The sequence below is a fragment of the Paraburkholderia sp. RL17-373-BIF-A genome, assembly GCF_046030175.1.
GTDB lineage: Bacteria > Pseudomonadota > Gammaproteobacteria > Burkholderiales > Burkholderiaceae > Paraburkholderia.
The window spans coordinates 58,797-79,209 of the sequence record NZ_JARESO010000037.1 but is presented as its reverse complement, the minus strand read 5'-3'; the positions used below and the strand labels follow the sequence as shown (position 1 = coordinate 79,209).

Sequence of the window (20,413 nt, the reverse complement as noted above, 5' to 3'; positions counted from 1 at the left end):
CCCGTGGTGGGGTGGGGGGCCAGGCGCGGCCGGCGCCGCCCACGTCTGCAGATTCCCCACGACATGTCGATTCTCGGCTTCGATGGCCTCGCCATGGGCGAACTGCTGTCGCCAGCGCTCGCCAGCATCTGCGCGCCGAATCGCGAAATCGGCTGCGCGGCCTGGCAGCGTTTGCTGGCGCGCGTCACCGGCACTTACGAAGCCTTGAATGAAACGTCGCTCACGCTGACTTTGCCGCACAGCTTGCGCCAGGGCGCCACCATCGCGGCGATTTCGAACCGCAACGACGCAATGCCTGTGCGTGCATCAACATCCGCCGAGCGGCCGTTCGCCTGAAGCGCCACACAAGCGCCATTGGCTAACGCGCGTGCTATGCACCAACGCGTGCCGACATGAAAACGATTAACACGCTGCCCCGCAAGACGACTTTGAGTCACCCACCCCAAAACCCGAACCACCCGCTCGCTTCTTCTCCTGGAGACCCGCAGTGATCCGCTATTCCAAACCATTCGCTTCGCCAATCAAACCGCTCTGGCGCCGCCTCGCGCGCTCCACGGCTGCCGCGCTGTCGGCTGGCATGATGGTCGCCGCCGCGTTCGCCGCAATCGCACCGCAAGCCGCCCGCGCCGACGAAACCGCGATCTGCTACAACTGCCCGCCTGAATGGGCCGACTGGGCGAGCCAGATCAAGGCGATCCAGCAAAAGACCGGCATTCGCGTGCCGTTCGACAACAAGAACTCCGGCCAGTCGATCGCGCAACTGATGGCCGAGCAGAAGAGCCCGGTTGCCGACGTCGTGTATCTCGGCGTCTCGTCGGCCTTCCAGGCGAAGGACAAGGGCGTGATCCAGCCGTACAAGCCCGCGCATTGGGACGACATTCCCGCCAACATGAAAGACCCGCAAGGCTACTGGTTCTCGATCCACTCGGGCACGCTGGGCTTTTTCGTCAACAAGGACGCGCTCGAAGGCAAGCCCGTGCCGCGCTCCTGGGCCGACCTGCTCAAGCCTGAGTACAAAGGCATGATCGGCTACCTCGATCCGTCGAGCGCGTTCGTCGGCTATGCGGGTGCGGTCGCGGTGAATCAGGCGCTCGGCGGCACGCTCGATAACTTCGAGCCGGGCCTCGACTGGTTTCGCAAGCTGAAGGCCAACGCGCCGATCGTGCCGAAGCAGACCGCCTATGCGCGCGTCATGTCCGGTGAAATTCCGATCCTGCTCGACTACGATTTCGACGCCTATCGCGCGAAGTACAAGGATCACGCGAATGTCGAATTCGTGATTCCGAAGGAAGGCACGATCTCCGTGCCGTACGTGATGAGTCTCGTGAAGGGTGCGCCGCACGAAGCGAACGGCAAGAAGGTGCTCGACTTCGTGCTCTCCGACGAAGGCCAGAAGCTGTGGGCCGAAGCCTATCTGCGTCCGGTGCGCGCGAACGCGATGAGCCCGGAAACCGCCGCGAAATTCCTGCCGGCCAGCGACTATGCGCGCGCCAAACCGGTGGACTTCGGCAAGATGGCCGAGAAGCAGTCGAGCTTCGGCGAGCGTTATCTGCAGGTGATGCATTGAACGACGTCACGTTCCCGCTGCGCTGGCGCATCGCGTTGATCGCGCCGGCGCTGGCGGTGTTCATCGCCTTCTGGCTGTTGCCCATGGGCGCGCTCGCGCAGTTGAGCGGCGACGGCCACGCGTTCGCCACCTATCGCGCGATGCTGATGAATCCGCGCTACATGTCGAGCCTCGGCGCGACCGTGCTGTTGTCCGCGGCGGTCACGGCGGCGACGCTGGTGCTCTCTGTGATCGCGGGTCTGCTGCTGGCGCGTCGCGAGTTTCCTTTGAAACGCACGCTGCTTGCCTTGCTTACTTTTCCGCTGGCGTTTCCCGGCGTGGTAGTCGGCTTCATGGTCATCATGCTGGCGGGACGCCAGGGGCTGATCGGCGCGCTTTCGCTCAAACTCACGGGCGACCGCTGGGTGTTCGCGTATTCGATGAGCGGCCTCTTTCTCGGCTACCTGTACTTCTCCATTCCGCGCGTGATCGTCACCGTGATGGCCTCGGCGACCAAACTCGACGCGTCGCTCGAAGAAGCCGCGCGTTCGCTCGGCGCGTCGCCGTGGCGCATCACGCGCGACATCGTGTTGCCCGCGTTGTCGCCCGGGCTGATCGCGGCGGGCGCGGTGTGCTTCGCCACCGCGATGGGCGCGTTCGGCACCGCCTTCACGCTCGCCACCGACATCGACGTGCTGCCAATGACCATCTACACCGAGTTCACCCTCAACGCGAACATGGTGACGGCCGCGGGTCTTTCGATCGTGCTCGGCATCGTGACGTGGGCCGTGCTGGCGTTGGCGCGCAGCGTGAGCGGTTCGGCCGTGGCGGCAAGCGCATGAGCGGCGTTTCAAAACCTGAGGTTTCGCAACCGGATAACGCTCCGATGAATTCCGTCACCGCCTCTCTGCAACCGTCCACCAAGCCGCGCTCACGCTTGCGGATGTGGGATACGAGGACGTGGCTCGCAGCCGGTCAATGGGCCGTCACGCTGCTGCTGTGCGCGTTCCTGATCGTGCCGGTCGTCATGTCGATCATGGCGGGCCTGACGGTCAACTACTTCAAGGGCGTCTCCAGCGGACTCACGCTGCGCTGGCTCGGCGAAGTGTGGACGCAGTATCACGGCTCGGTGTTTCTCTCGCTCGAAGTGGCCGCGGCGGCCCTGCTCATCACGCTGCTGACCGGCGTGCCCGCGGGCTACGTGCTCGCGCGCAGCAAGACGCGGCTCTCGCGCATCATCGAAGAGTTTCTGGTGCTGCCGATCGCGCTGCCCGGGCTCGCGTCCGCGCTCGCACTGCTGGTGGTCTACGGCGGCTTCACGATGTTCCGCATGAGCGTGGCGTTCATCGTCGTCGGGCATGTGGTGTTTACACTGCCGTTCATGGTGCGGGCAGTCGCCGCGGTGTGCGCGAGCAGCGATCTGCGCACGCTCGAGGAAGGCGCGGCGAGTCTCGGTGCGAGCTTCCTGCAGCGCTTCGTGACGATCGTGCTGCCGAACGCGCGGCCCGGCATCGTGGCCGGCGCGCTGGCGGTGCTGACGCTTTCGATCGGCGAGTTCAACCTCACGTGGATGCTGCACACGCCCGATACCAAGACGCTGCCGGTCGGTCTCGCCGACACCTACGCGTCGTTGCGCATCGAGATCGGCAGCGCCTATACGATTCTGTTTTTCATCATGACGATGCCTCTGCTCGTCGCCATGCAATGGCTCGGCGTCGATGCGACCGGCCAGCGCAGTGCGGCGAAAAAACGCGCCGCTGCATCTCCTTCGAAGTCCATCACGCCATGAAACTCGCTTCCGTTCCCATCACGCTGACGCAGTGCGCCAAAACGTTTCGCGGCACGCGCGTGCTCGAACCGCTCGACCTGCATATCGACGCCGGCGAAACGCTGGTGCTGCTCGGCCCGTCCGGCTGCGGCAAGACCACGACGCTGCGCATGATAGCGGGTCTGGAAACACCGGATGCCGGCGGCCGCATCGCGTTCGGCGACGACGATGTCACTGCCCTGCCGATCGAAAAGCGCCAGGTCGGCATGGTGTTCCAGAGCTACGCGCTGTTTCCGAATCTGACGGTACGCGGCAACATCGGCTACGGTTTGAAGATCAAACGCGTGCCCACTGAGACGGCGCGGCAACGCGTCGACGAATTGCTCGGCATGATGCGTCTCACCGCTCACGCCGACAAACCGATCGATCAGCTTTCCGGCGGCCAGCGTCAGCGTGTGGCGCTCGCTCGCGCGCTCGCCGTGCAGCCGCGCGTGCTGCTGCTCGACGAACCTTTGACGGCGCTCGACGCCCGTTTGCGCGACGCCTTGCGCAGCGAGATGAACACGCTGCTGCGCGAGTTGGGCATCACGACCGTCTACGTCACGCACGATCAGGCCGAAGCGATGGAACTGGGCGACCGCATCGTCGTGATGAGCGCGGGGCGCATCGAGCAGATCGGCTCGCCGCGTGAGATCTACTACCGCCCCGCCAACCGGACGGTCGCGCAGTTTGTCGGCACGATCAACCGGCTTGCGGGCGAGCGGCGCGACGGCATGCTGACGACCACCGGCGGCGCCGTGCCGCTGCCCGCGGGCTCGACGCACGCGAACTCGGCGCACGAGATTTTCTTCCGCCCGGAAGACGCTTATCTTGCCGATCCGGCTCATGCGCAATTGCGCGGCCACATCGAAAGCACCGCGTTTCTCGGCGAACGCACGCGTCTGACGGTCGGCGGCGCCGCGCCGGATGCGTTGCTGATCGACGTGGCCGGTCGCGTGGAATTGGCGCGCGGCACGCCGGTCGGCATTTCCATCGCGCAGGACGCGCTGATTGCGCTATCGTAATGACGCCGCGCTGTTTCAATGGCGCGCTATAACAAGGACATCCCCATGCTGCTGGCTCAAATTAGCGACCTGCATATCAAACGGCCCGGTGCGCTCGCTTACCGCCGCGTCGACACCGGCGCCTATCTCGCGCGCTGCGTCGCCGCCCTCAATGCGCTCGAACCGCGTCCCGACGCGGTGATCATGACCGGCGACCTCGTCGATCAAGGTGATCCGGAACAGTACGAGCACCTCAAAACACTGCTCGCGCCGCTGGAGATCCCCTATTTCATGCTGGTCGGCAATCACGACGAACGCGCTGCGCTGCGCGCCGCGTTTCCCGATCGCAAGGAATTGGCGAGCGGCGGCGAGTTCGTGCAATACGCGGTCGATGTCGGCCCGCTGCGAATCATTGCGCTCGATTCGATGGTGCCGGGCCAAAGCGCCGGCACGCTGTGCGACGCGCGGCTCGCGTGGCTCGCCTCGCAACTCGACGCGGCCCAAGGCAAACCAACGGTGGTCGCGTTGCATCATCCGCCGTTTGCGTGCGGCATCGGGCACATGGACGATTTGCGGCTCGATCCCACCGCCGCCGACAGACTCGCGGCGTTGATCGCGCGTTATCCGAACGTGGAGCGGGTGATCTGCGGGCATGTGCACCGGCCGATGTTCGTGCGTTTCGGCGGCACGATCGCGTCCGCGGTGCCGGCGCCCGCGCATCAGGTCGCGCTCGATCTGCGCGAGGATGCGCCGTCGGCGTTCATGATGGAACCGCCCGCGTACGCGCTGCATCGCTACGACACGGCGACCGGCATCGTCACGCACCACGCGTATGTGGAAAAAACCGATGGCCCGTATCCGTTCTACGAGCCCGAGGGCGATCTGATCGATTGACGCGCACGGCTCACGCGCCGATAAACGTCTCATGCACGCGCCGGGACGACCTGAAATACGGAATCCCGAGCGCGGCCGCCACGAGAGCCTGAATGAAGCCGTCGTATGGAATGGTGATGTCGACGCCGGCTGCGTGCGTCATGTAATCGCCGAGCAGATATGCACCGGTGCGCAACACGACAATCGCCAGCAGCCACGCCTGGACATGCACGGTAAAACGCGCCGACTTGCGCCACGCAAGCAGCGCCAGCCAGCCGATGCCCGCGACGACGAACACGCCCGTGAGCACGTCGCAGCCCACCATCGCGATCACGGTGCGATACCAGCCGTGCGTTTCGGGCCGCGCGAACACGGCCAGCACTTCCCATTCGAGCATGAGTTTGAGCGGATCGCGCATCGCGATTGCCGTATGGAGCGCCCACGCCGCGAGGCAAATCAGGGCGACGAGCAGCGAGCCGCCGATGCGTCGAGGTTCGTGTTTCGTGATCGAGGTCATGGAGTCGTTCTAGTAGTCGTCGGTCGGTTAAAGGCGCGCCGATTCTACGAACGAAAGCCGAACGACCATCTCATTTTGTCGGCAAGGCATTCTCAAGCGATCGGTGTCCGCCTTGTCGCTCCGCCCGCCGCCGTCAGCACGATCCGCCGTGCTCCGGTATGATCGGCACGCTTGAGGACCGCGCATGGGCCGGTCCGTCGACAGTCCCCTCTCATGTCCACTTCCAACGCGTCCACCCCCGCTTCCGCCGACCGGTCGTTGCGCGGCCTGCTGTTTCTGCTCGCCACCATCGCCGGTGTCTCGGTTGCGAACATCTATTACAACCAGCCGCTGCTCGACGACTTCCGCCAATCATTCCCGCGCAGCGCGTCGTGGGTCGGCGCGGTACCGGCCGTCACGCAACTCGGCTACGCGGCCGGCATGCTGCTGCTTGCGCCGCTCGGCGATCGTTTCGACCGGCGCCGTCTGATCCTGTTGCAGATCGCCGCCATTTGCGTCGCGCTGGTCGTGGCAGCCGCGGCGCCGACGCTGACCGTGCTGATCGTCGCGAGTCTGGCGATCGGCGTGCTCGGCACCATCGCGCAGCAAGCAGTGCCGTTCGCGGCGGAAATCGCGCCGCCGTCCGAACGCGGCCACGCGGTCGGCATGGTGATGAGCGGTTTGCTGCTGGGGATTCTCCTGGCGCGGACGGCCTCGGGCGTGATCGCCGAATATTTCGGCTGGCGCGCGGTCTTCGGCGCGTCCGTGGTCGCGTTGCTGGTGCTGGCGGCCGTCATCATGGCGCGTCTGCCGAAAAGCCAGCCGACGTCGACGCTGCCCTATGGCAAGCTGCTGGTCTCGATGTGGCATCTGATCGTCGAGCTTCGCGAACTGCGCGAAGCTTCGCTCACCGGCGCGGGCCTGTTCGCGGCGTTCAGCATCTTCTGGTCGGTGCTGGCCTTGCTATTGGCGGGCGCGCCGTTTCATCTCGGGCCGCAGGCGGCCGGGCTATTCGGCATCGTCGGCGCGGCCGGCGCGATGGCCGCCCCGCTCGCCGGCAAGTTTTCCGATCGACGCGGACCGCGCGCGATCATCACTCTTTCGATCGTGCTGGTGGCGATTTCGTTCGTCGTATTCGGCGCATCGGCGACGAGCATTGCGGGCCTCGTAGTCGGCGTGATCATTCTCGATATCGGCGTGCAGGCCGCGCAGATTTCCAATCAGTCGCGCATCTACGCACTCAAGCCGGACGCGCGCAGCCGCGTGAACACGGTGTACATGGTGGCGTATTTCATTGGCGGAGCACTCGGCTCCGCCGTCGGCGCAGCGGTCTGGCCGGCGTTTGGATGGATCGGTGTGAGTGTGGCCGGGATCGTATTCGCGGGGCTCTCGGCGTGGAATCATCTAGCGCTTCCCGCGCGCGCGAACAGCTAACGCGGCAGTTGCGCGAAGCGCTTATTTGCTGCTTCGCGCGGACGCGTATTCGTGCAACGCGTCGATTACGCGGTCGAATTCGAACGACTTGTCGTAAAAGTGGCGCACGCCATATTGCTCACAGCGCTCACGATACGCGGGCAACGCGTGATTGGTCAGCACCGCGGCGAACACCTTGTCGATCAATCCTTCACGCTGCAAATAAGCGAGGACCGGCACGCCCGAGCCCTGCTTCAACTGCAAGTCGACGATCACCGCGTCGAAAGATTCGTCGCTCAACAGGGCGATAGCCTGATCCGCGGAGTCCGCGTATGCGGCGACTTTCAGCAGGCCGGAGGCGTCGATCGTTTCCACGAGACTTCTGCGGATCAGCGGCGAATCCTCGATCAGCAACACACGCAACGGCGTGTGTTGGGCTGGCTCGGCAACAGGGTTCGATTCGCTGTTCATCGGAATATCTCGATCGTCCATTATTCGATCAAGCCGTTCTTGATCGCGTAATAAGTCAGATCGGCATTGTTCGCCAACCGCATTTTCTCCAGCACGCGAGCCCGGTAAGTGCTCACCGTCTTCACGGACAAATGCAATTCCTCCGCGATCTCGGTGGGAATCTGCCCCGCCGCGAGCTTGCAGAAAATCTGGAATTCGCGCTCGGAGAGCGCTTCGTGCGGACGCCCCGCGGCCGGCTTGTCGAGATTGTCGGCGAGCGTGTCGGCGACCGCCTCGGAGAGATAGCGATGCCCGCGCGCCACCGCGCGAATCGCCCGCACGATCTCCTCGGGCTCGCAGTCCTTGTTCAGATAACCATTCGCGCCCGCGCGCAGCAAATTGATCGCGTACTGACTCTCCGGGTAGCCCGACAGAATCAGCACGCCCTGTTCAGGGCGCACCTGCTTGATCACGCGCAAGGTGTCGATGCCGTTCTTGTCCGGCATCGCGATGTCGAGCAGCACCACGTCGAAGGCCTGTTCGCGCACGAGGCTGATGGTTTCGTCGCCGGTGGCCGCTTCGGCCGCGACGCACATATCCGGCTCGTCAGCGACGAACTGTCTGAAGCCACCTCGGACGATCGCATGGTCGTCAGCTATCAACACTCGAATCATCGGTTTAGGTGTCCGTGCAATGGAATCGCTCCAAAGCAGACATTGTAATGATCTCCGGCATGGCGTCTGCCGGATTTGGAAAACCGGGCGGCGCATGCCGGCGCGGGAAACTTCCAGACCTACCCGCGTCCGCTGCGCCGTCCGCCGCGCTGCCTGAACCGGCTAAGCGGGCCGTGATGTACGGAGCCGCCGCTCGCCGTTTTGTTACGGTCTTTCTGCAGGGTCTTCGCTTCTACGTTTTTTTGCGCCGCCGCTTACTCACGGCCAGCCAGCAAATCCGCCATATCGTCGGCATGCTCCTCTTCGACGGCGAGAATATCTTCGAACATACGACGCGTGGTCACGTCCTTCTCGCCGAGATAGCGAATGATCTCGCGGTACGTGTCGATCGCAATCCGCTCGGCGATCAGGTTCTCCTTGATCATGTCCGTGAGATTGTCGCCTTCCTTGTATTCCGAATGCGAGCGCGTCTTCAAACCGTCCGGCGCGAAATCCGGCTCGCCGCCGAGTTGCACGATCCGCTCGGCAATGCTGTCGGCGTGTTGCTGTTCCTCTGCGGCATGTTGGGCGAACTCCGCCGCCACGGCCTCGGAGTTGATGCCCTTCGCCATGAAGTGGTGCCGCTTGTAGCGCAGCACGCAGACGATTTCGGTGGCCAGAGCGTCGTTGCACAGCTTCAGCACCGTCTCGCGATCCGCGCCATAGGTTTGCGTGACCGGACCGTCGGACATGTGCTTGCGTGCGTCTTCGCGGATCTTTTTAAGGTCCATCACGAACGGATCGCGAGATTGAGATGCCGCGCCCTGGGCGCCAGGTGATTTCGACATTGAATTTCTCCTTTATCCGGTATTGGGGGAACTGCGCATCACGCACGAATCGCGCCTGATGCGCCGGCACAAGGGATCATTGCTGCGAATGACCACCCGTCTACGTTCGGAATACGCCGAGCAGCAGCGTAACCACGAATACGACGAGGAAAATGTAGAACAGGATCTTTGCAATTTCGGCCGCACCCGCCGCGATGCCGGTAAAGCCGAACACGGCGGCGATGATCGCAATCACGAAAAAGACAATGGCATAGTGAAGCATGGCGACTCTCCTTCTTGTTGTATCTGCGTGGCATTGGCGTACGACGTCGACTGGCGAACCGTTCTCGAAGCTTCGAAGGCGCGGCTCGCGACTTCCTCATTTGAGCAGCGCTAATCGACGATCTTTTTCGTCACTACGAACCCCAGCACGAGGAACACCACGCACAGAATCACAAACACGATGAACAGGAACTTCGCGATCGCCGCCGCGCCCGCCGCTACACCGGTAAAGCCGAGAAGACCGGCGATCACCGCGATGACGGCGAAGAACAACGCCCATTTCAGCATGATGGCTTCCTCCCGAAACATTGATTGAACGATCAGGTCCATCCTATCGATCAGCGACGCGAGGCGCATTCCGACGCACGCCGGTTTTCGTGTGAGAATCCGCTTACATTGGATTACGGCAGCGTTACGGTGAGCGTGTCCACCACACCACCGCCGCGTGCTGCGCCGCGACGGCCGCGCGAGAGCGGCACCGTCGCCGAACGCGGCGGACGTTACACTGATGCCCCATCAGAGGAGCCGAATGTGCCAAATGTGCAGAACGTGCCGGACGCGGGCAATCCTGGGGCCGCCACCCGGCTGAGCGACTGGATGCGCAATCGCAGCTGGGCGATCGCCATGACGGTGGCGATCGTGATTACCGTGGGCGGCCTCGTGATTCTCGAGACCGCGCGCCAGCGCATTGCCGCCGAGTACGAGACCGCGCTCGAAGCGCGCGACGTCACCGTGCAACTGAGCACGCTCGCAAGCCAGTTATCGCGCCTGAGCGCCCAGCAAAGCGATTTTCTTCTGACGAAGCAGGACGCCGCCGCGCACGAGTTCTGTGCGACCGCCGTGCGCATCCGCCAGAGCGAACAGCAGTTGAACCGCTTCTACCGCGGCGGCAAAGCCGACAGCGCCGAGCTCGCCAGCTTCACGCAGATTCTTGGACTGATCGAGGCGCGTATCGGCGCGGGCGCGTCCGCGCTGCAGCGTGCGGCGCCGCATCCGCTCGATCTGTCCGCCTGTGGCAGCGCGAGCGAGGCCAGTCCGGCCGACGCGTCGCTGGTGGACAGCACGCTCTCGCTGCTGCGCGACAACGAAGAACGCCGCGCGCAACACGCGCTGGCCGCGAGCCGCGGCGATCAGCGCATCTCCACGCTGTGCGCAGCGGGTCTCTCGGCGCTGAACATCGTGCTGTTCATTCTGCTGTTTCGCAATCTCGGCATTCAGATCGATCGTCAGGCACGCGTGCAGCGTCAATTGATCACACAACAGGAAGGCCTCGACCAGCTCGTCAACGAACGCACCCGGCAGCTCGAAGCGCTCGGCTGGCACTTGCAGGCGGTCAGCGAAAACGAGAAGACCCAGCTCGCGCGCGAGCTGCACGACGAACTCGGCGCGATTCTGACGGCCAGCAAAATGGACGTGGCGTGGGCCAACCGCAAGCTGAAGGACAGCGAGCCGGACATCTCCGAGAAACTCAAGCGGGCACTCGCCAATCTCGACCAGGGCATTGCGCTCAAGCGCCGCATCATCGAAGACATGCGGCCTACCGTGCTGGCCAACTTCGGGCTCGTCACCGCCTTGCGCACGCTCGCCGACGAAGCCGCGCAGCGCAACAACTGGACGCTCGAACTGCACCTGCCCGCCGACGACATCAAGCTCGACGAGCAAACGGAGATCGCGCTGTTCCGCGTCGCGCAGGAGTCGCTCACCAACGCCGCCAAGTACGCGCGAGCGTCGAAGGTATCGATCGCCTTGCAGGTCGGCGACGGCCAGGTGGCGCTGCATATCGCCGATAACGGCGTCGGCATCATGCCGGCCGATCTGAAGCGCACGCACACGCACGGGCTGCTGGGCATGCGCCAGCGGGTCGCCGCGCATGGTGGGCGCTTCGATATCCGGCGCGGCGTGCCGAACGGCACCGACATCCACGTGGAGATGCCGAGCGTCAGCACCGCGACGCCCTCGATCGATCTGCCGCCGGCGACGCCTTCGCGCACCTCCGTCTAGGACGGGCTTGCGGCACGCTGCCGGCAGGCTTGTAGGAGTGCACCGACGCAAACACCGGAGCACGCCTACAAGAAAATCGCAGCCCAGCCGACAGCGCCGCCCCCGCCCTTTTTTTACCATGCAATCAGACCGGATCGACTGGCGTAAGCCCCGGTCGGACGACAGCTAGCTCAGCTGGCGCGTGCCGTACAACATGGGCACGTCAACCAATGCATTCTCGACAAGGAGAACTTTCATGAATCGACTGATCGCTTTGCTTCTCATTGCAGGGACAGCTGCGCTCGCCGGTTGCAACACGATGGCGGGGGCTGGGCAGGATATTTCGAAGGGTGGCGACGCCATCACGAACTCGGCTGAAAAGGCCAAGTAAGCAGCGTAAAAAACCAAGCAGACGCCGGACGCTTTGCTGCGCCTGGATTGCAGGATTGTGAGAGCCCGTCGCGGGAAACCGTGGCGGGTTTTTTTGTGCGCTCGCTTTGGCGTTTCTTCTTGGTTTCCTCGCGGGAGTTTGCTGAAGCCGCGGGTCTTTGTCTGAGCTACGGTTGATTGCCAAAGCCGCATCTGTTTGCCAAAGCCGCAAACAAAACGGCGACCCACTCGCGTGGATCGCCGCCCCGTCCTCCCCAGGACTTGCCGCCTATTGAGTGCGCTTTTGTTAGCGCGGCTGTTCGCGCTTCCGTCAGCCCTTATTGCCCGTTCAGCGTATTCGTCAATTCGACGCTCGGCGTTTGCGTGTTGCCGTTCTGCGCGACCAGCAGATGGATCTGACCCGGCACGAGCTGGCTCAGCGCACCGGCGATCGGCACCGACGTCACCAGCCAGTCGGCATTGTTCGACAACGTGAAGGCCGGCGACTGGAAGATCGGCGTCTTGCTGCCCGCCGCGGTCGCGATCAGCACGTAGGTGCCGCCGGACACGTAGATCGAATCCTGGCCGCTCGCCGGCACCGCGTTCTTGAAGGCCACACCGGCCATCGTCGGCGAGACGTTGGCGATGTCGGTGGAAGTGGACTGGACCAGATACAGGTCGAGGTTGGTCGCGTTCGCCGACGCGTTGAAGCCGCGCAGACGCGCGCTATTCGAGAGCAGACCCTTGTCGAACGGATCGTCGATCAGGCCGATGTCCGGCGCAGCCAAACCCGGCAATGCGAGCACGGTATATTCGTGGCCCTTCGCGACATCGGGAAAGCTGCCGCTCGCGAGCGCCGTCGTCGTACCGGTCGCCGAGTAAGCGACCGTGGTCGCGCCCGTGTTGATATTGGTGAGGTTCGTCACACCTTTATAGCTGATGTTCGTCTGTCCCGAGGGCGCAGTGCCATTCACGAGAAAGTCGACTGCCGGGCCGCTGGGAATCGCATGGATGAAATGGATCTCCGGATTGGTCAGCCCGAGCTCCTTGCCTACGTCGTCAGAACCGCCACCGCACGCGCTTAGAACGGATGCAACGGCAGCCATCGCCACCATGGTTCGGATCAGTTTCATTATGTTCACCTTTATTGATTTGTCGGGCTCGCGGCCCATTGATTTTGCGGACGTCCCGCTTCGCACAACACGCCGTCCGGCACCTTGTTCGTTGGTCATACGAACGGTTCAGGCCAGCTCTGCGAAATGAGCACCCCTCCTATCCCTGCTGCACATCGCGCCACTTTTCCGAACGGCGCGGTCCGTGTCGATGGACGTTCGCTTCGAGCAATGCGTGTGCCGCGGGCTTCGATATGGCTGGTGGCGGCTGAAGAATGGCTTACGGAGCAACGAGTTGCGAGGATTAGAATTTTTCCTCGGAGGGATGGCACGGCGGGCGGTGTATTGTTCGTGCGCGCCCAATACTTACATGGTCCTCCGCATGTCTTACCAACATTTACTCGCCGAACTCGACCTCGGCTTCACCCGCTTGCGCAACCGCGTGGTGATGGGTTCGATGCACACCGGCATGGAGGACCGCTTCTGGAATTACCCGAAGCTGGCCGCGTATTTCCGCGAGCGCGCGAAGGGCGGCGTCGGCCTGATCGTCACCGGCGGCATCTCGCCGAATCGCGAGGGTTGGCTGTTGCCGTTCGGCGGCACGCTGAATTCCGTGCTTGATCTGCGCAATCACCGGAAGTTGACCGAGGCCGTGCATGCCGAAGGCGGCAAGATCGCGCTACAGATCCTGCATGCGGGCCGCTATGGCTATCAACCGTTCGTCGTATCCGCGTCCGCGATCAAATCGCCGATCTCGAAGTTCAAGCCGCGCGCGCTGAGCATCGCCGGCATTGCGAAGACCGTGCGCGACTACGCGCGCTGCGCGCGCCTCGCTCAACGCTCGGGCTATGACGGCATCGAGATCATGGGCAGCGAAGGCTATCTGCTCAACCAGTTCCTCTGCCCGCGCACCAATCGGCGCACCGACGCCTACGGCGGCAGCATCGAAAACCGGATGCGGCTCGCGCGCGAGATCGTCGAGCGGGTGCGCGCGGTGTGCGGCGAACGCTTTATCGTCGTGTACCGGATCTCGCTGATCGATCTGGTGGAAGGTGGCAATACGTGGGACGAAACCGTGCAGGTCGCCCAGGCGCTGGAAGCCGCCGGCGTGACGATGTTCAACACCGGCATCGGCTGGCACGAAGCGCGGGTGCCGACCATCGTGACCTCGGTGCCGCGCGCCGCTTTTGCTGCGCTGAGCGCGCGACTGAAGGCCGCGGTCAAAGTGCCGGTGATCGTGTCGAACCGCATCAATACGCCAGACGTCGCCGAAGCACTGCTCGCGCAAGGCGCCGGCGATCTGGTATCGATGGCGCGGCCGCTATTGGCCGATCCCGAGTTCGTCGTGAAGACCGCCGAGGGACGCACGGATGAAATCAATACCTGCATCGCCTGTAATCAGGCCTGTCTCGATCACACGTTCAAGAACCAGCGCGCGACGTGCCTCGTCAATCCGCGCGCGGGGCGCGAAACCGAACTGATCTACCGGCCGGTCGCCCGAACGCGGGCCGCGCGTTCGATCGCGGTCGTCGGCGCGGGTCCGGCGGGATTGTCCGCGGCGACGGTGGCGGCCGCGCGTGGGCATCGCGTAACACTGTTCGATGCGAGCGCAACGATCGGCGGCCAGTTCAATCTGGCGATGCGCGTGCCGGGCAAGGAAGAGTTCAGCGAGACGATCCGCTATTTTCAGAGCCAGTTGCAGCGACACCGCGTCGACGTGCGCCTCGACACGCGCGTCGATCCCGCGCTGCTCGCCGCCGGCGCTTACGACGACGTGATCATCGCCACCGGCATCGTGCCGCGGCGGCCGGCGATTGCCGGCATCGACGGGCCGAACGTGCTGTCTTATGTCGACGTGCTGCGCGGCGCGCCGGTCGGCCAGCGCGTCGCCGTGATCGGCGCGGGCGGCATCGGCTTCGACGTCAGCGAGTTTCTGCTGCATCGCGCGGGCGAGCCGCTGCCGATGCCCCGTGACGCGTGGCTCGACGAATGGGGTGTCGATCTGGCCGTGCGGGAACGCGGTGGCCTCAAGCCGCCCGCGCCGACCCAGCCGCCGCGGCAAATCTGGCTATTGCAGCGCAAGGCCGGCAAGCTTGGTATGGGACTCGGCAAGACTTCCGGCTGGGTGCATCGCGCGACGTTGGCGAGAAACGGTGTGAAGATGCTCGACGGTGTGTCGTATCGGGAGATCAGCGCGCGCGGCTTGAAGATCGCGCGTAAAGGCGTCGAGGAATGGCTGGAAGTGGACACGATCGTCGTGTGCGCGGGCCAGGAATCGCTGCGCGATCTGCATCCGCAGACGGCAGCGGACGCGAAGGTGAGAAAGGCGGATCAGGGTAACGGTCCGCGCTATCACGTGATCGGCGGTGCGAAGGTAGCGACCGAACTGGACGCAAAGCGCGCGATTCGCGAAGGCGCGGAAGTGGCGGCGGCGCTGTAACAGGCCGTCGCCCGCTTCAAGCGAAACTCAGGCGAGTCCCTTCTTCCGGTAATCGAGCCAGAAAGACAGCCCCACGCTCGTCAGAATCACAATGGTCGCGATCACCGTGGAGTGAGTCACCGGCTCGCCGAGCAACAGCGCGCCGAGCGCTACGGCCACCACCGGATTCACGTACATGCAGCTGCTGGCGATGATCGGGCTGGTGTGCCGGATCAGAAAACCGTACGCGACGTAGGCGGCCATCGTCCCGATCAGCATCAGGTAGATGAACGCCAGCACCGGCAGGAAATGCACCTCGAGCATCCGCTCGCCCGAGACCCATGCGACCAGCGTCGACATCGCGCCGCCCAGGCCGATTTGCAGCGACGTCGAGAGAAACAGGTCAGAGGGCAGCTTCAGACGCCCGGCCAGATGCGCACCGCCCGCCCAGAAAAGCGCGCCGCACAGGATCGCCAGACTGCCGCCGGCCGAGCCGGGCGCGCTGTCGCCGTGGCTGAGAATCGCAATGCCGACCAGACCGAGGCCGACCGCGAACCACTCGCCGCGGCCGATCTTGCGCCCCGCCACCGCCGCAATCACCGTCGCGAACAACGGCACGGTCGCGACCATGACCGCCGCGGTGCCGGTGCCGACGGTGCGCATCCCATAGGCGAGCATGCCGCTCGACAAACCGACCAGCATGGTGCCGACGAGGCCGGCATTGCGGATCTCGGCGGCGCTCGGCCAGACCGGCTTGCGGCGCGCCGCGAACACGAACAGCCCTACGCCGGCAAACAGATTGCGCAGCCCTGAGAGCAGCAACGGCGGAAACGAACCCAGCGCGACGTGCACGGCGAGATACGTCGAACCCCACACGAGATAGACGACGGCGAGCGCGAGCGCGATCTGCCCGTTGCGCGACTGCGGCAAACGGATCGGAAAACCACGCGAAAAAAGATTGGGGAGTTGCAGCGACATGCGTTCAACCCGCCCATGCCGCTCGAGGTGCTGCGCCCCCGCTAAAAACCCTGCTGCGGGATGGCGGACACCGCATCGGCGATGCGGTCTGACGGGCGAGGCTGGCGGACATGTCGGTGGAACGGAAGGACGATAGATGGCCAATGGGGCCACAACGCCGCGGCGATCGGTAGAAATCGAGCCACGGCGAACACGCGCCGAATGGTCGGCGCGCATCGCATTATGCAGTAAGCGCCCACGGCGTCGCTTGAAAGAATCGTAACTTTTTGGCGTACTTGCAACAAAAAGCCGGGGACGTGCCCCGGCTTTTCTGTCGCGCAGGCCAACGGCGCGTTCGAGCTATGCAGCTCGCATTATCAGGACGGCTCAGTTGGCCATCGCGCCCGACGCTTCGTGCTTCATGCCCATCGCGTCGCCCTTTTTCATCTTGTCGTGCTTCATCGTGTTCTTCTTCATGCCGTCCTTCGACATGCTGTCTTTGGACATGGAATCTTTCGACATGGTGTCCTTCGACATCGCATCGTTGGACATGGCGCCGCTTGCCTGGGCGAATGCGGCGCCGCCGCTGGTCAGGAGAGCGACGGCGAGTGCTGCGATTGCAAACTTTTTCATGAGATGACTCCGAGTGTTGTGGATGAATCAGAACCGGCCAGAGCACTAGCCGGCGTATTTCCGAAGCTTCTGCCGCCTGGGGTCGCGCAGCCGTTTCAGCGGCGCCGACCCGCGCGCGTCAGGAGCCTCCGAACCAGTTGTAGCCCTGGTCGACCCAATAGCCGCCAGGGTACGTATTAGTGACGAACATCTCGACGATGTGCTTCGGGTTCTTGTAGCCGAGCTTGGTCGGCATGCGCAGCTTCATCGGGAAGCCGTATTTCGCGGGCAGACGCTCACCGTCGTACGAAAACGTGAGCAGCGTCTGCGGATGCAGCGCGGTCGGCATGTCGATGCTTTCGTAGTAGTCGTCGGCGCATTTGAAGCCGACGTACTTCGCGCTGGTGTCCGCGCCGATGCGCCGCAGAAAGTCGCTGAACGGCGTGCCGCCCCAGCGGCCGATCGCGCTCCACCCTTCCACGCAGATATGCCGCGTGATCTGCTCGGCGTGCGGCAGCGCGTACAGCTCGGGCAAGGACCAGACGCGCTGGCCGGTCACGAGTCCGCTGATCTTCAGCCGGTAATCGGCACCGTTCACCTCGGGCACGTCGTCGATGCCGTAGAACGCGTTGAACGGAAACGGCCGCGTGATCTGCGCTTCGGTGTAGGTCGGCGCGAGTTGCTTCGGATCGAACAGTGCGGCCTGCGCGCGGTCGTTCAGGCGTGAGACGGCGGTGAGAAACTTGTTGACCGAGTCGTCGTCGGTGAGCGAGCAGCCGGTCAGCATCGACAGGCCGCCGAGCGTCAGAAGCCGTTTGCCGAACAGGCGCCGCGACGGCATCGCGAGTTCGCGGCGGGCGTCGATCAGGATCGATTCGCGGTCGAGTTTCTGGCCAATGGAGCGAGTGGGGTTTCGAGCGGGTTTGTTCATGATTCGGTATCCGTAACGTTCGCTTACGCGGATAGATGGCTCAGCGTCCGCGCAACATGGCGAGCAGCGAGCGCGGCACGAGCGCCACCATCACCAGATGCACGGCGATGAACGCGGCCATCAGTGACATCGCGCAGAAATGGACGATGCGCGCGTTGTCGTAGCCGCCCATCAGTTCACGCAGCAGCGGAAACTGCACCGACTTCCAGATCGCGAGACCCGAGAGCACCAGCACGATCAGATCGCAGACCACGAACAGGTAGGCGAATCTCTGCACCGCGTTATAGACGCGTAGGTCAGCGTGCGACAGCTTGCCGGTCAACGCGGCGATGAAATCGTGCAGCACGGCGCGCGGCGACACCGGCAGGAACTTGCGCACGAAGCGCCCGCTTGCGAGGTTCAACGCGAGATACAGCAAGCCGTTGAAGACCAGCAGCCACATCGCCGCGAAATGCCATTGCAGCGCGCCGCCGAGCCAGCCGCCGAGCGTGATGTCGGTAGGAAAACGGAACGCGGGGAAGATCGGCGAGGCGTCGTAGATGCGCCAGCCCGAAAGCATCATTACGATGGCCGCGAGCGCGTTGAGCCAATGCGTGAGACGCACCCACAGCGGATGGATCGCACTGCTTTCCGGCTTGGCCGGTGGCGCGCTGTCGCGAAGAGCATGATGAGTTGCCATGAGAATCTCCTGTGTGCGCAGAGGCGGCGATCAAGGGCACGCGGCCAGTTCGGCCGCCTGCAGGACCTCGCCGGTCGCCGCGTTTTCGACGAAGGCGACCACACCGAACCGGTCGGCGGGCGCGTTGACGTTGGCATCCGCGGCGGTGTCCTGGATGCGGATATCGCGGCGGATCTGCGCGCTGCCCGCGACCAGCGGCACCGGGCCGATCCATTGCCGCACGACTCGTTCGTGATGCAAGGTGGCGCCGCTGTTTTCGCCGGCGCCCACTTGCGAGCTCAGCGAGTTTTCATAAACGGCGAGGTAGGCGTCCAGTTGGCCCGCTGTGTCCGCTGCCTTGCTGGTGAATTGCGCCGCGACATTGAACGCGCCCGGCGCCTGCCCTTTGAGCTCCAGCGCGACATTCGCTTGCGCCGGCTCGGCGACGACCTTGCCGACGCGGCTCTGAAAACTGTCGCGTTGCGACCAGCTGCGCAATTCGCGTCCGGAGACAAAGATTTCCGGCGTGTAAATGGTGTGGCCGCCGGCAAGATCGGTGAGCGTTTGCTGACGTTCAGTAAAGCGATGTTGCGAGAAGCGGTCAGTCCAGCCGAGGCTGTTCCAATAGTCCACATGCAGCGCCAACGGCACCACGCTTTGCGCCGCGCCGCTGTTCTTCCATTGGCTCAGCCAGTTATCGGCGGGTGGGCAGCTGTTGCAGCCTTCGCTGCTGTACAGCTCGACCAGCGCCACGCGATGCGCCGGGCTATGCGCGCTGCAGATGGCGCCGGCCGCGGTCGCGAGGCCGCTGGCCGCGAGCATGGTCAGCGCGAGGCCGAGCGCGATGATTCGGGTGAAGCGCCGACAGTCTCGGCGGGGTGCGGCGGTTTGCATGACGTGCTCCGATCAGGATCCGCACGTTTGTCGAATCGCACGGCCGGTTATGACAGTCCGTTGCCAACTTTTTTCTTGAAACTCGACCGAGTCGAGGGACGCACGACCCCGTGCTAACATTGAGCTTTCGATCGCGCCCATTCAGATTGATGGGGGCGCCCTCTTCACTCTCTTTCGCTACCTGCCGGCTACCTTGATGCGCTTTCCGACTTCCCGTGCCTTCTTCCGCTTGCGCCCCCGTCGCGCAACCGGTTGCGCGCGCGCGGAACTCATGCCGCGTCGCGCCGGTGAGCCGTCCCGAACGCTCCCGCTCCACGCCGCCCGGCGCCTGATCTAACGCTGCTCGCTCCATTGCCTGAGCCGCGTTGTCGGGCTCCGGGCCGATCTCATCCGCACGCTGTCCCCTCAAATGCAGATCGAATTGGAGTACCCCTCGTGAAAAAGACCAAAACCTGTTACCTCACCGAACTCGACGTCGCCCGTCTCGAGAAACACGCCGCCGCGCCCGGCGCGGACACGCGTTTGCAAGACATGCTCGACGACGTGCTGGAACGCGCCGTGATCGTCGAGTCGCGCGAGATACCGGCCAACGTCGTCACGATGAATTCGCAAGCCACGCTGGTCGACGAAACCAGCGGCGAGCACATGACCTGGACCGTGGTTTATCCGCCCAATGCGGACTTCTCGCACGGCCGCCTGAATGTGTTCTCGCCCGCCGGCCTCGCCTTGCTCGGCGCCAAACGCGGCGAGCGCATCCGCTTCACGCCGCCAAGCGGCACGGAGAAAGTGCTGAAGCTGGAAAAGATCCTGTTTCAACCCGAAGCCGCCGACGATTTCACGCTGTAAGCAACGCTCGCGCGCAACGCAAAATTTTTGCCGCAATAGCTCCGGCTGCCCCGTCAATTCAAGAAAAGTGCGTGGCGGCCCGCTGTTATATCCATCATCCGACTTTTCAAGATGGGTTGCCAAGCAGCGGGCGGCCGGTGTATCGTGTGCGCTGCTAACGCGGGGGTCCTGCGTCGCACGGAGGTTGGAGGTCCGTGCTGCGTGGGTGAGAAATACCCTTTGAACCTGATCTGGATAATGCCAGCGCAGGGAAGCGTACGGATTTCGCACCCTAGCTCTATCGC

At 63.9% G+C, this 20,413-nt stretch carries 23 protein-coding genes and 1 riboswitch; of the genes, 11 read left to right on the top strand and 12 right to left on the bottom strand.

The genetic code is table 11. From position 1 onward, the window contains the following. From P0D80_RS33585 to P0D80_RS33560, 6 genes are all read left to right on the top strand, one after another. Positions 1 to 336: substrate-binding domain-containing protein (locus P0D80_RS33585; RefSeq protein ID WP_408290318.1), on the top strand; the 336-nt coding region annotated here is incomplete at its 5' end. A 241-nt stretch (positions 337 to 577) separates the two neighbouring features. After that, complete coding sequence (locus P0D80_RS33580) at positions 578 to 1,567, top strand: ABC transporter substrate-binding protein (RefSeq protein ID WP_408180125.1); 990 nt, start codon at positions 578 to 580, stop codon at positions 1,565 to 1,567. Then, entirely contained in the window at positions 1,564 to 2,388 is an 825-nt protein-coding gene (locus tag P0D80_RS33575) for an ABC transporter permease (RefSeq protein WP_408180121.1), read from the top strand. Before P0D80_RS33580 ends, P0D80_RS33575 begins: the two co-directional genes overlap by 4 nt. A 44-nt stretch (positions 2,389 to 2,432) precedes the next feature. Further along, positions 2,433 to 3,335 (top strand): ABC transporter permease, encoded by a 903-nt coding sequence (locus P0D80_RS33570; protein WP_408290315.1) that lies wholly within the window; start codon positions 2,433 to 2,435, stop codon positions 3,333 to 3,335. After that, positions 3,332 to 4,378 carry an ABC transporter ATP-binding protein gene (locus P0D80_RS33565; protein ID WP_408180120.1) on the top strand — a complete coding sequence of 349 codons (1,047 nt, stop codon included), beginning with the start codon at positions 3,332 to 3,334 and terminating at the stop codon, positions 4,376 to 4,378. The genes P0D80_RS33570 and P0D80_RS33565 overlap by 4 nt, the downstream gene beginning before the upstream one ends. 45 nt (positions 4,379 to 4,423) lie before the next feature. Beyond that, positions 4,424 to 5,251 carry a phosphodiesterase gene (locus P0D80_RS33560; RefSeq protein ID WP_408180119.1) on the top strand — a complete coding sequence of 276 codons (828 nt, stop codon included), beginning with the start codon at positions 4,424 to 4,426 and terminating at the stop codon, positions 5,249 to 5,251. 10 nt (positions 5,252 to 5,261) lie between these two features. Here the strand turns inward: P0D80_RS33560 and P0D80_RS33555 are convergent, their stop codons facing one another. Further along, positions 5,262 to 5,747, bottom strand: coding sequence for a DUF2569 domain-containing protein (locus P0D80_RS33555; protein WP_408180118.1), 486 nt, complete (start codon positions 5,745 to 5,747; stop codon positions 5,262 to 5,264). A 213-nt stretch (positions 5,748 to 5,960) separates the two neighbouring features. On the opposite strand from P0D80_RS33555, the gene P0D80_RS33550 reads away from it, so the two are divergent. Further along, positions 5,961 to 7,160: an MFS transporter gene (locus P0D80_RS33550; protein WP_408290311.1), complete on the top strand. Its 1,200-nt coding sequence runs from the start codon at positions 5,961 to 5,963 to the stop codon at positions 7,158 to 7,160. Positions 7,161 to 7,181: 21 nt separating this feature from the next. Here the strand turns inward: P0D80_RS33550 and P0D80_RS33545 are convergent, their stop codons facing one another. The 5 genes from P0D80_RS33545 to P0D80_RS33525 all read right to left on the bottom strand — a co-directional run bounded on the left by P0D80_RS33545 (position 7,182) and on the right by P0D80_RS33525 (position 9,639). After that, positions 7,182 to 7,610, bottom strand: coding sequence for a response regulator (locus P0D80_RS33545; RefSeq protein ID WP_408180116.1), 429 nt, complete (start codon positions 7,608 to 7,610; stop codon positions 7,182 to 7,184). Positions 7,611 to 7,630: 20 nt separating this feature from the next. Then, entirely contained in the window at positions 7,631 to 8,263 is a 633-nt protein-coding gene (locus P0D80_RS33540) for a response regulator (RefSeq protein ID WP_408290308.1), read from the bottom strand. Positions 8,264 to 8,517: 254 nt separating this feature from the next. Next, the gene (locus P0D80_RS33535; RefSeq protein ID WP_132373773.1) at positions 8,518 to 9,090 is read right to left on the bottom strand and encodes a ferritin-like domain-containing protein; all 573 of its coding nucleotides are present in this window, start codon (positions 9,088 to 9,090) and stop codon (positions 8,518 to 8,520) included. Between the two features lie 100 nt (positions 9,091 to 9,190). Continuing rightward, complete coding sequence (locus P0D80_RS33530; RefSeq protein WP_006052455.1) at positions 9,191 to 9,352, bottom strand: DUF1328 domain-containing protein; 162 nt, start codon at positions 9,350 to 9,352, stop codon at positions 9,191 to 9,193. Positions 9,353 to 9,462: 110 nt separating this feature from the next. Next, complete coding sequence (locus P0D80_RS33525) at positions 9,463 to 9,639, bottom strand: DUF1328 domain-containing protein (RefSeq protein ID WP_132373772.1); 177 nt, start codon at positions 9,637 to 9,639, stop codon at positions 9,463 to 9,465. Between the two features lie 243 nt (positions 9,640 to 9,882). Between P0D80_RS33525 and P0D80_RS33520 the strand changes: the two genes are divergently transcribed. Together P0D80_RS33520 and P0D80_RS33515 are read left to right on the top strand one after the other, a co-directional pair. Next, on the top strand, positions 9,883 to 11,352 hold the full coding sequence (locus P0D80_RS33520; protein WP_408180115.1) for a sensor histidine kinase: 1,470 nt from the start codon (positions 9,883 to 9,885) through the stop codon (positions 11,350 to 11,352). A 235-nt stretch (positions 11,353 to 11,587) separates the two neighbouring features. After that, positions 11,588 to 11,722 (top strand): entericidin A/B family lipoprotein, encoded by a 135-nt coding sequence (locus P0D80_RS33515; RefSeq protein ID WP_091792786.1) that lies wholly within the window; start codon positions 11,588 to 11,590, stop codon positions 11,720 to 11,722. Positions 11,723 to 12,038: 316 nt separating this feature from the next. On the opposite strand, the gene P0D80_RS33510 is transcribed toward P0D80_RS33515, so the two are convergent. Beyond that, a complete protein-coding gene (locus P0D80_RS33510) occupies positions 12,039 to 12,833 on the bottom strand; it encodes a DUF4397 domain-containing protein (protein WP_132373770.1) in 795 nt (264 codons plus the stop codon). A 361-nt stretch (positions 12,834 to 13,194) separates the two neighbouring features. Between P0D80_RS33510 and P0D80_RS33505 the strand changes: the two genes are divergently transcribed. After that, on the top strand, positions 13,195 to 15,252 hold the full coding sequence (locus P0D80_RS33505; RefSeq protein WP_408290305.1) for an oxidoreductase: 2,058 nt from the start codon (positions 13,195 to 13,197) through the stop codon (positions 15,250 to 15,252). Positions 15,253 to 15,279: 27 nt separating this feature from the next. Here the strand turns inward: P0D80_RS33505 and P0D80_RS33500 are convergent, their stop codons facing one another. The 5 genes from P0D80_RS33500 to P0D80_RS33480 all read right to left on the bottom strand — a co-directional run bounded on the left by P0D80_RS33500 (position 15,280) and on the right by P0D80_RS33480 (position 19,283). Beyond that, positions 15,280 to 16,209, bottom strand: coding sequence for an EamA family transporter (locus P0D80_RS33500; RefSeq protein WP_408290303.1), 930 nt, complete (start codon positions 16,207 to 16,209; stop codon positions 15,280 to 15,282). A 366-nt stretch (positions 16,210 to 16,575) separates the two neighbouring features. Beyond that, entirely contained in the window at positions 16,576 to 16,821 is a 246-nt protein-coding gene (locus P0D80_RS33495; protein WP_408180113.1) for a pentapeptide MXKDX repeat protein, read from the bottom strand. 118 nt (positions 16,822 to 16,939) lie between these two features. Further along, positions 16,940 to 17,731, bottom strand: a complete 792-nt coding sequence (locus P0D80_RS33490) for a molybdopterin-dependent oxidoreductase (protein WP_408290301.1) — start codon at positions 17,729 to 17,731, stop codon at positions 16,940 to 16,942. Positions 17,732 to 17,771: 40 nt separating this feature from the next. Beyond that, positions 17,772 to 18,410, bottom strand: coding sequence for a cytochrome b/b6 domain-containing protein (locus tag P0D80_RS33485; RefSeq protein ID WP_408180111.1), 639 nt, complete (start codon positions 18,408 to 18,410; stop codon positions 17,772 to 17,774). A gap of 30 nt (positions 18,411 to 18,440) precedes the next feature. Beyond that, positions 18,441 to 19,283 carry a DUF1223 domain-containing protein gene (locus tag P0D80_RS33480; RefSeq protein WP_408290299.1) on the bottom strand — a complete coding sequence of 281 codons (843 nt, stop codon included), beginning with the start codon at positions 19,281 to 19,283 and terminating at the stop codon, positions 18,441 to 18,443. Between the two features lie 435 nt (positions 19,284 to 19,718). Here P0D80_RS33480 and P0D80_RS33475 point away from each other — a divergent pair, with 435 nt between their 5' ends. Then, a complete protein-coding gene (locus tag P0D80_RS33475; protein WP_132373763.1) occupies positions 19,719 to 20,129 on the top strand; it encodes a GreA/GreB family elongation factor in 411 nt (136 codons plus the stop codon). Positions 20,130 to 20,280: 151 nt separating this feature from the next. Continuing rightward, positions 20,281 to 20,399: riboswitch (TPP riboswitch) on the top strand. Positions 20,400 to 20,413: the final 14 nt, after the last annotated feature.